11 protein-coding genes are annotated in these 8,116 nt (G+C 66.3%); 6 read left to right on the top strand and 5 right to left on the bottom strand.

Annotation, left to right across the window (positions count from 1 at the left end; genetic code table 11):
- Positions 1-118 precede the first annotated feature (118 nt).
- Together ACIBCN_RS40260 and ACIBCN_RS40255 are read right to left on the bottom strand one after the other, a co-directional pair.
- Positions 119-604, bottom strand: coding sequence for an anthrone oxygenase family protein (locus ACIBCN_RS40260; protein WP_396997571.1), 486 nt, complete (start codon positions 602-604; stop codon positions 119-121).
- Positions 601-1,161, bottom strand: a complete 561-nt coding sequence (locus tag ACIBCN_RS40255) for a peroxiredoxin-like family protein (RefSeq protein ID WP_396997569.1) — start codon at positions 1,159-1,161, stop codon at positions 601-603. Before ACIBCN_RS40255 ends, ACIBCN_RS40260 begins: the two co-directional genes overlap by 4 nt.
- A 72-nt stretch (positions 1,162-1,233) precedes the next feature.
- Between ACIBCN_RS40255 and ACIBCN_RS40250 the strand changes: the two genes are divergently transcribed.
- The gene (locus ACIBCN_RS40250) at positions 1,234-1,845 is read left to right on the top strand and encodes a TetR/AcrR family transcriptional regulator (protein WP_396997568.1); all 612 of its coding nucleotides are present in this window, start codon (positions 1,234-1,236) and stop codon (positions 1,843-1,845) included.
- A gap of 22 nt (positions 1,846-1,867) precedes the next feature.
- Here the strand turns inward: ACIBCN_RS40250 and ACIBCN_RS40245 are convergent, their stop codons facing one another.
- Complete coding sequence (locus tag ACIBCN_RS40245) at positions 1,868-3,040, bottom strand: GDSL-type esterase/lipase family protein (protein WP_396997566.1); 1,173 nt, start codon at positions 3,038-3,040, stop codon at positions 1,868-1,870.
- 110 nt (positions 3,041-3,150) lie between these two features.
- On the opposite strand from ACIBCN_RS40245, the gene ACIBCN_RS40240 reads away from it, so the two are divergent.
- Entirely contained in the window at positions 3,151-3,639 is a 489-nt protein-coding gene (locus ACIBCN_RS40240) for a MarR family winged helix-turn-helix transcriptional regulator (protein WP_396997564.1), read from the top strand.
- A 3-nt stretch (positions 3,640-3,642) separates the two neighbouring features.
- Here ACIBCN_RS40240 and ACIBCN_RS40235 read toward each other — a convergent pair whose 3' ends face one another.
- Positions 3,643-4,314 (bottom strand): TetR/AcrR family transcriptional regulator C-terminal domain-containing protein, encoded by a 672-nt coding sequence (locus ACIBCN_RS40235; protein WP_396997562.1) that lies wholly within the window; start codon positions 4,312-4,314, stop codon positions 3,643-3,645.
- A gap of 92 nt (positions 4,315-4,406) precedes the next feature.
- On the opposite strand from ACIBCN_RS40235, the gene ACIBCN_RS40230 reads away from it, so the two are divergent.
- Entirely contained in the window at positions 4,407-5,423 is a 1,017-nt protein-coding gene (locus ACIBCN_RS40230) for an NAD(P)-dependent alcohol dehydrogenase (RefSeq protein ID WP_396997560.1), read from the top strand.
- A gap of 1 nt (position 5,424) precedes the next feature.
- Here the strand turns inward: ACIBCN_RS40230 and ACIBCN_RS40225 are convergent, their stop codons facing one another.
- Positions 5,425-6,375, bottom strand: a complete 951-nt coding sequence (locus tag ACIBCN_RS40225; protein WP_396997558.1) for a helix-turn-helix transcriptional regulator — start codon at positions 6,373-6,375, stop codon at positions 5,425-5,427.
- 63 nt (positions 6,376-6,438) lie between these two features.
- On the opposite strand from ACIBCN_RS40225, the gene ACIBCN_RS40220 reads away from it, so the two are divergent.
- The 3 genes from ACIBCN_RS40220 to ACIBCN_RS40210 all read left to right on the top strand — a co-directional run bounded on the left by ACIBCN_RS40220 (position 6,439) and on the right by ACIBCN_RS40210 (position 8,115).
- Positions 6,439-7,593 (top strand): epoxide hydrolase family protein, encoded by a 1,155-nt coding sequence (locus ACIBCN_RS40220; protein ID WP_396997556.1) that lies wholly within the window; start codon positions 6,439-6,441, stop codon positions 7,591-7,593.
- 87 nt (positions 7,594-7,680) lie between these two features.
- Complete coding sequence (locus ACIBCN_RS40215; protein WP_396997554.1) at positions 7,681-7,833, top strand: hypothetical protein; 153 nt, start codon at positions 7,681-7,683, stop codon at positions 7,831-7,833.
- A gap of 96 nt (positions 7,834-7,929) precedes the next feature.
- Complete coding sequence (locus ACIBCN_RS40210) at positions 7,930-8,115, top strand: hypothetical protein (protein WP_396997553.1); 186 nt, start codon at positions 7,930-7,932, stop codon at positions 8,113-8,115.
- Position 8,116 lies beyond the last annotated feature (1 nt).

Below are 8,116 nucleotides of genomic sequence, written 5' to 3'. Positions count from 1 at the left end.
AACGCAAAAGGCAATCCGCCGGTGCCGAGTGCAGCAGCACTCCGCACCGGCGGTTTCGTCTGTTCTCACTGAGCACTGACCGCCGAGAACTCCGAGTTCAGCGCTCCTGGTTCGACGGTCATCCTGGGGTCGCTCTTTTCGCGGGCGTCAGGGTGCGGGTGACGATCAGGAGGAAGGCCAGGAGGGCGCAGGCGGTGCGTGCGAAATGGAATGCCTCCCAACGGTTGAGGATCTCGGCGTAGTCGGGCGGCGGGGACGTCACCGCCCACACCTTGATGTGCTGGTTGATCGGTACGTTGCCGAAACGGGTGATGAGGAATGCGGCAACGGCCAGAACTGCCGCGGTTCCGGCGAACCAGCGGTCACGGGCGGTTGTCCGGAATGCCAGCACCAGGCAGCTGAGGATGGTCAGGCCCATGAGCGATTGCATGACGGGACCGTTCACGGACATCAGCGCCGTGTGGAAGGTGAAGCGGACGTTCAGTGGGACTTCGCGGAATGCGTAGAGGACGTTGACGGCGCCGTAGCCGAACGCGCCTGCCAGCAGGCCACCGAAGCACAGGGCGGACGCTCTTGCCAGGACGGGCTTTTCGAAGGTGGTCAACGGCGTGGCTCCGAAAGGCGTGCCAGGGCGAGGAGTTCGTCTACTGACCATTGGTCGTAGACGTGTTGGCCGTGTTTGGACGCGAGGACTTGGCCGTCGGGGGCGATGAGGAAGTCGGCGGGGAGGCCGAGGCGGCCGCCTTCGGGTTTTGCTGGGGGAGCGGGTTGTTGCTTGCGGAGGGCGGTGCGGGCGGCGTGGGTTACCCCGCGGAGGATGGCGGGCCAGCCGCGTGGGTCGAGTAGCGCGCGCGGTGCTGATTCGACGCCGAATTCTCGGTAGAGCTCGCGGGTGGGGTCGGCGATGAGATCGAGTGGAATGTCTTCGGTGTAGGTGCGTAATTCCGTTGCGCTGGAGTGGAATACCACCACTTCGCGGATGTTCGCGGCCGCGATCTCGGCGCGGCGCGCGACGATCGAGCGCAGGTGCAGGTTGCAGACGGGGCAGCCGGCGAATCGGCGAAATTGCAGGTGTATCAGGCGGTCCGGGTCGGGGATGTGCACGGGCGCACCGGAGATGGTGGTCAATACCCGATCGGAGACGGAGGCCGGTAGTGACATGAGCGCTTCCTTTCGTAGGCGTACCTTGTACGCCTACGACCAGTATGCGCCTAGCTTGTACGCTGTCAAGCCATGCCACGTCCTCGTTCGCTGACGAAACACGATCTCGGGGTCGCCGCGCTGGCGGTGATCGACCGCGATGGGCTGGCCGCGCTCACCATGCGGTCGGTGGCGAAGGAACTGCACATGGCCACCATGGCGCTGTACCGCTACGTGTCCGACCGGGAGGAATTGGAGGTCCTCGTCGTAGACGAGGTGCTGGCCGGGATCGACGTGTCGACCCCGGCCGACGCGCCCTGGCGAGACCGGCTGACCACCTTGCTCGAGCGGATGCGGGCCGCCATCGCCAACCACTCGGCGACGGTGCCGTTGGTCCCTCGACACCGGAAGTCTTCGACCGCCACCTTGCGCTGGATGGAGGCCATGCTGGCGGTGCTCACCGAGGGCGGCTTCGCCGGGCCCGATCGAGTGATCGCTCAGCGCACGCTGGTCGCGTTCCTGCTCGGGTCCTTGGAGAACCAGCACTACGCGTCGATCAACGCCCCCGCGACCACGGCCATCGCGCAGCTCTCTCCCGAGGAGTACCCGATGCTTACTCAGACTGCGGCGCAGGCCAGGAAGATGTCGATCGACGACGAGTTTCGTGGCGGTCTCGGGATTGTGTTGCGCGGGTTGGCGCCGTAGCGATTCTCAGAGGGAAGAGCCGTTAGTTATTGTGGCGCAACGGCTCTGGGCGCGGCCAGTTGAATAGGGCGGCGATGTCGACGGTTTCGGCCATGACGCGGTGGCCCGCGTCATTGAGGTGCATGCCGTCGCCGCAGTCGTAGCGGGGGGCGATGAAGCCGGGGCGGGCGGGGTCTTCGACGGCGCGGGCCACATCGAAGACCGAGTCGAAAACGCCGGTGGTGCGCAGCCATTCGTTCACTTCGCGCCGCGTCTGCTGGGTCTCCTCGAGTGGCATGCCGGGGTAGATGCAGCCCGCGTAGGGCCCGATGGTAGCGGCGTGGATGGTCAGGCCCGCCTCGTGGGCGCGGCGGGCGATCTCGGTGAAGCCGGCGATCAGTTCGTCGGTGGTGGCGTGCGGTTCGCCGGACATGCCGCCGAGGATGAGGTCGTTGATGCCGAAATTGATCAAGACGGTGCGCGCGCCGGGGACGCTGCGGACGTCGCGGTCGAAGCGGTCCAGGCCGGGCACGCCGATTTCGTTGGTCAGCAGGCGATTTCCGCCGATGCCCTGATTGACGGCCCAGCCGTGGCCGAGTCGGTTGTTGAGGGCGTCCACCGAGCGGAGGTTCGCGCTCATGGTCGAGCCGACGCCTTCGAACCATGAGTCGCCGAACGCGACGGCGACGGGGGTGCCAACAGGGGCGAGCACGTCGACACCGGTGATGTAGAAACGCGCCGGAACCTCTTCTGGGGCTGCGAGATTCGGCTCCGCGGTGACGTCTCCGGTTGCCACGTAGGCGGTTTCGCTCGGCTCGTGGGAGCGGGTCGCGAGGCCGGTCGGCTCGGGCAGGTAAAGGCTCAGGGTGAGATCGGTGCCCGCGGCGACGGCCAGCTCGACCGGATCGCTGACCACGGCACCGCCCGCGGGGATGATGATCCGGTCCGCGCCGTCGAACCTCAGCACCGTGTCGGTTTCCGCGACGATCTCGCTGCCATTCTTGCCCAACGCGACTCGCGCGGCACCGATCACCAGGGGAGTCCGTCCGAACAGATTGGTCAGGTGGATCCGGAACTGCTCGCCGCCACCGGCCAGATGCAGCACCTGACGCACGGTTTCGTCGGCGAATTCCCGCGATTCGGTGAGCTTGACCTGCTCGTACGGGCTGATGACCGCGGAACGGAAACCGGCGACCCAGGCGGTGGTGTCAGGCATCGAGAACTCCAGTAGTTGTCATGCGGAATAATGCGTTGGCATATTTCTACAACGCAGTATTCCTAGTGTCAACTATCCCCATGGCAAGTACTTCGGGTAGGTTGGGCGTCATGAATGCGACCGAGCTGTTCGACGACCCCCGGCTGACCACGATGGGTCTGCTGTTCGAGGCGTTCGAAGGCGTGGTCACAAAGCTGGAAACGGTCTGGAAGGCGCACGGCCTGTCCGGGCTGGATCTGAATGCGCTGATGCGCCTGAGTCGTTCGCCGAACCGGCGGCTGCGCATGACGGATCTCGCCGCGCAGACCACGCTGTCCACCAGCGGCGTCACCCGCCTGGTCGATCGACTGGCGCGGGCGGGGCTGGTCGAGCGTGAACTCGACCCCGGCGATCGGCGCAGTGCGTACGCGGTGCTGACCGAGCCGGGTGCGGCGCGGTTGGAAGAGGTGCTGCCCGACTATCTGGACGCGGTCGAGCGCTGGTTCACCGGGCTGCTGACGCCCGCGCAGCTCGACGGGCTGATCGCCGCCCTGCGGGTGGTTCGAGATGTCACCAATCCGACGGCGACGGTGGGTATCGACCGATCGGCCAAGGTGTGAGACTCAGTCCGGGGCTTCGACGAGGAGCCGTTCGAGCCCGTCGAGAATCAGGTTCAAGCCGAAGCTGAAATCCGCTATACCCGTGTGCTTTCCGTCGATCACCAACTGCGACAACGCGTTCATGTATGGAAACCGATCCGCCGGGATGAGCGGCAGGAACTGCTGTGCGGCAGAGGCGTATTCGTCCGGCTGCAGCGGGAAGTTCACCTGCTGCAAGGTGAATCCGTAGATGTGGCTGTCCAGTGCGTTCCATGCGCGATCGGCCAGCGGGTAGGAGAAGCCCGCGGCCCGCAGGCAGCCGACGGTGGCATCGACGTAGCGCAGCATGGCCGGGCCGACGTTGAGCCGGGTGCCGATCAGTCCGTTGGCCCACGGGTGCCGCAGCAGCACCTCGTGCGCGGCGATGGCCCGCGCGCGCATGGCCGCCTTCCAGTCCCCGCCGATCTCGGGCACGCCCATCTCGGCGACCACCAGATCGGCGATGCCGTCGAGCAGGTCGTCCTTGTTGGTCACGTGGTTGTACAGCGACATCGCCTCGACGCCGAGCGTCTGTGCCAGTTTGCGCATGGACAGGGCCGCGAGTCCGTGCTCGTCGGCAAACTGAACGGCGGTGTGCAGCACCTTTTCCCGGTTGAGCGGCGCGCGTGCGGCGCCGTTGGCGGATGTGTTCGGCATCGGCCCCTCTCTTGACGGACTTACGATGTAAGCGTACCTTTCGTGGTGAGCGACTTACGCTGTAAGTACATGTTTTCAGGCGAGGAAATGCGATGTCCGAGGCCAGCAGCCCGCAATCAACGGTCGATGTCAGCACTATGACGGCGATAGTCGCCCCGCGGTACGGTGCCGGTTCGGTGCTGCGGACCGAGGTGGTCGTCCGGCCCGATCCGCGCCCCGACGAGGTTCTGGTGCGAGTGCGTGCCGCGGCGGTCTGCCAGGGCGACGCCCATCTGCTCACCGGCACGCCCTACCTGCTGCGGCTCGGTTTCGGCCTGCGGCGACCGAAAGATCCGATCATCGGGCACGACCTGGCCGGGGAAGTGGTGGCGGTCGGGCGCGAGGTGACCGGATTCCGGCCCGGCGACGCGGTTTTCGGCTCGGTGAATTCGGGAGCCTTCGCGGAGTACACGTGTGTCTCAGCGCAGCGGCTTGCCCTCGCGCCAACGGGACTATCCCTCGAAGAGGCTGCGGCCCTACCGGATTCGGGGATGACGGCACTCCAGGGGCTGCGCGATGTGGGACAGCTGAAGGCCGGGCAGACGGTGCTCGTCAACGGCGCTTCGGGCGGGGTCGGTACCGCCGCGATCCAGCTCGCCAAGGCGCTCGGCGCCGAGGTCACCGCAGTGTGCAGCACTCGCCACGTCGAGGTGCTGCGATCGCTCGGTGCCGATCACGTAATCGACTACACCAGTGAGGATTTCACCGCGAGCGATCGACGCTACGACGTGCTGCTCGACCTGGCCGGTAACCGATCACTGCGGGACTGCCGGAAGGTACTTGCCCCGAAGGGCGTCTTCGTCTCCTCGGCCGGTGCCCCGGGCGGAAACTGGGTCGGTCCGATCGTGTGGATGGGAAAGGTCTTGCTGACCAACCTGTTCGTCGGCCCGAAGATCGCCATCCTGCTCATGCGCCCGCACCGCGCGGATCTAGAGTTCCTGGCCGGACTGGTCGCCGACGGCAAGCTCCGTCCCCTGATCGAAAAGCGCTACCCGCTGGCCCAAGCGGCCTCGGCCGTACAACACATCATCGAAGGCCACGCCCAAGGCAAGACGGTACTCGTCGGCTGAGCTAGTCGACGGATTGGGCGAGCCTGGTAGTCAGCTCGCGAATGTGCGCGATGAGTTCCGGCGGCTCGTGCACGCGGAATGGGAAGCCGAAAGTGGCTAGATAGACGGCCAATTCGTCGAGTGAGTCCGAACCTATTCGCAGTGCGCAGGTTTCGGCGTCCACGGCCTCGACGGCGCCGATGGTGGGTGCGATGCGGTCGGTGGCGATCTCGGCAGGCACGCCCAGGGTGACGCGAGCGGCATAGCGATACGGCGAACTCGTCACTCCCCGGGAGAGATAGCCGGACAGGTCCACGTCGGGTGCCTCGCGCGGGGTGAAGCGGGGGCCGGTCGGAATGCGCGGGTGCAGGCGGTCGCATCGGTAGGTGCGCCAGGCGGCGCGGTCGACGTCCCAGCCGATGAGGTACCAGCGGCGGCCGGTGTGCGCCAGGCGGTGGGGCTCGGTGGTGCGCAAAGATGTGGTGCCGTCATGGCTTCGATAGTCGAAGCGGAGGCGGTGACTGTCCCGGATGGCGCCGGCGATCGCGGTGAGCGTGTCCGGGTCGACGGTCGCCCCGCCGGCCCGCACCGTGACGGTGACCGACTGAAGCAGGCCGACGCGATGGCGCAGCCTGGACGGCAGCACCTGTTCGAGTTTGGTGAGCGCGCGCAGCGAGCTGTCCTCGATCCCGGTGATGGTGCCGCCCGCCGCGGTGCGCAGACCGATCGCGACTGCCACCGCCTCGTCGTCGTCCAGCAGCAACGGCGGCAGCTTCGCGCCCGCGCCGAGCCGATAACCCGCGACGCCCGGCGTGGCATCCACCGGATAACCGAGGTTGCGCAGCTTGTCGATGTCCCGGCGGACCGTGCGCACGTCCACCTCGAGACGTTCGGCCAGGTCGGTGCCGGTCCAGTCGCGGGGAGTCTGTAAGAGCGAGAGCAGTCGCAGCAGTCGCGCGGAGGTTTCCAACATGGGTTTCAGTCTGCCGGAAACCTAGGGCGGTAGATGTCCTAGGTGGGTCATATCGTTCATTTCATGACCAACGAGATCAACGAATTCCGCATCGACATCCCGCAGCGGCAGCTCGATGACCTGCGTACTCGGCTCGATGGCGCGCGCTGGCCCGCGCCGCTGCCCGGCGACGGCTGGGACACCGGCGTGCCGACCACTTGGCTGCGCGAGCTGGTCGACTACTGGCGGACCGAGTACGACTGGCGTGCCGCGGAGGCGGAGCTCAATGCCTACCCCCAGTACACGACCGAGATCGACGGACAGCACATCCACTTCCTGCACATCCGTTCGCCGCACTCGGCGGCGCTGCCCTTGTTGCTGACGCATGGGTGGCCCGGCTCGGTGGTCGAATTCCTCGACGTGATCGGGCCGCTGACCGATCCCACCGCACACGGTGGCGATCCGAAAGACGCTTTCCACCTGGTCATCCCGTCGCTGCCGGGCTTCGGCTTCTCCGGCCCGGTCACCGAGGCGGGATGGCGGATCGAGCGAACCGCGCAGGCCTGGGTCGAACTCATGCGCAGGCTCGGGTACGAGCGCTACGGCGTGCAGGGCGGTGACATCGGCGCCGGAGTGAGCCCGGAGACCGGCCGGATCGCGCCGGAAAGTGTGGTGGGCGTGCACGTCAACGGCGGACCCGGCCCCATGCCGCAGCTGCCGCTGTCCGAGGCGGAACTGGCGAGCTTGAACGAGGTCGAGCGCGATCGGGTGCGCCGGATCGAGGCGTTCATGCAGGAAGAGTTCGGCTACATCGCGATTCAGTCCACCCGACCGCAGACGCTGGCCTACGGGCTGGTGGATTCCCCGGTCGGACAGCTCGCCTGGATCATGGACAAGTTCCGCGAGTGGACGTATCCGCGAAACGTAGACCCGGACAAGATCATTGACCGAGATCGGCTGCTGACCAACGTAATGCTGTACTGGCTCACCGGAACCGCGGGTTCGGCGGCGTATGTCGGCTATGCGCATTCCGATGCGTGGGGCGCGCCGAAGGTGAACTCCGGAGTACCTACCGCGGCATTGATTCTCGCCCACGACGTCGGCATCCGGCGCTACTCGGAACCTGAGAACACCATCACCCGGTGGACCGAGGCCGACCAGGGCGGTCACTTCGCCGCGCTGGAAGCGCCGGTGCTGCTGACCGCCGATATTCGCGAGTTCTTCCGCGATCTGCGCTGAAAATTGAATTCTGTGGGCCTGTTCCGGCATGTCGCCGCCGGAGCAGGCCCACAATCGGGGGAGCGGACCGTCGGCGAGGTGCAGCCCATGGATAAACCCAGACCATTCACTCAGGAACACCGGGAAGAGTTCTGGCGCCGCTGCGGGTGGTCGCCCGAACTTCCGGAGGCCGAGCGCGCGGCGATCGAACGCGCGTGGGACGACGATTCGATCGATCTGGCGGAACTTTTCGGTTGGTGAATTCAGGGCTTGCCGTTGCCCGGCCGGAGGCGCACCATCAGGTCGGGAGGAACGAGCATGACCACACCGGGGTTACCGAGTCACCGGGATCGCACGATGGTTTCATCACAGGTGGATCCGGTCCTGAACTATTTCGGCAAGTGTCCGCTGTGCGGGTATCCCGCGCACGCGTCGACGATCACCGCGCACTTCGATGACGACGACGTCGAGCAACTGGTGGTCGCCACCTGTGGATTGCCGTGTGGCTGGAGCGGACCCGTCGTGCCGACGACGATGACCTGAC

Origin of the sequence: Nocardia sp. NPDC051052, assembly GCF_044456045.1 — a bacterium.
Lineage (GTDB): Bacteria > Actinomycetota > Actinomycetes > Mycobacteriales > Mycobacteriaceae > Nocardia.
Note: the sequence above shows the minus strand (reverse complement) of the source record. Positions and strands in the feature narration are given on the sequence as shown.

What these genes read in the sequence shown, in the direction of transcription:
- ACIBCN_RS40255 (WP_396997569.1), bottom strand. Translation starts at nt 1,161, where the DNA reads ATGTCACTACCGGCCTCCGTCTCCGATCGGGTATTGACCACCATCTCC.
- ACIBCN_RS40250 (WP_396997568.1), top strand. Translation starts at nt 1,234, where the DNA reads ATGCCACGTCCTCGTTCGCTGACGAAACACGATCTCGGGGTCGCCGCG.
- ACIBCN_RS40245 (WP_396997566.1), bottom strand. Translation starts at nt 3,040, where the DNA reads ATGCCTGACACCACCGCCTGGGTCGCCGGTTTCCGTTCCGCGGTCATC.
- ACIBCN_RS40240 (WP_396997564.1), top strand. Translation starts at nt 3,151, where the DNA reads ATGAATGCGACCGAGCTGTTCGACGACCCCCGGCTGACCACGATGGGT.
- ACIBCN_RS40235 (WP_396997562.1), bottom strand. Translation starts at nt 4,314, where the DNA reads ATGCCGAACACATCCGCCAACGGCGCCGCACGCGCGCCGCTCAACCGG.
- ACIBCN_RS40230 (WP_396997560.1), top strand. Translation starts at nt 4,407, where the DNA reads ATGTCCGAGGCCAGCAGCCCGCAATCAACGGTCGATGTCAGCACTATG.
- ACIBCN_RS40225 (WP_396997558.1), bottom strand. Translation starts at nt 6,375, where the DNA reads ATGTTGGAAACCTCCGCGCGACTGCTGCGACTGCTCTCGCTCTTACAG.
- ACIBCN_RS40220 (WP_396997556.1), top strand. Translation starts at nt 6,439, where the DNA reads ATGACCAACGAGATCAACGAATTCCGCATCGACATCCCGCAGCGGCAG.
- ACIBCN_RS40215 (WP_396997554.1), top strand. Translation starts at nt 7,681, where the DNA reads ATGGATAAACCCAGACCATTCACTCAGGAACACCGGGAAGAGTTCTGG.
- ACIBCN_RS40210 (WP_396997553.1), top strand. Translation starts at nt 7,930, where the DNA reads ATGGTTTCATCACAGGTGGATCCGGTCCTGAACTATTTCGGCAAGTGT.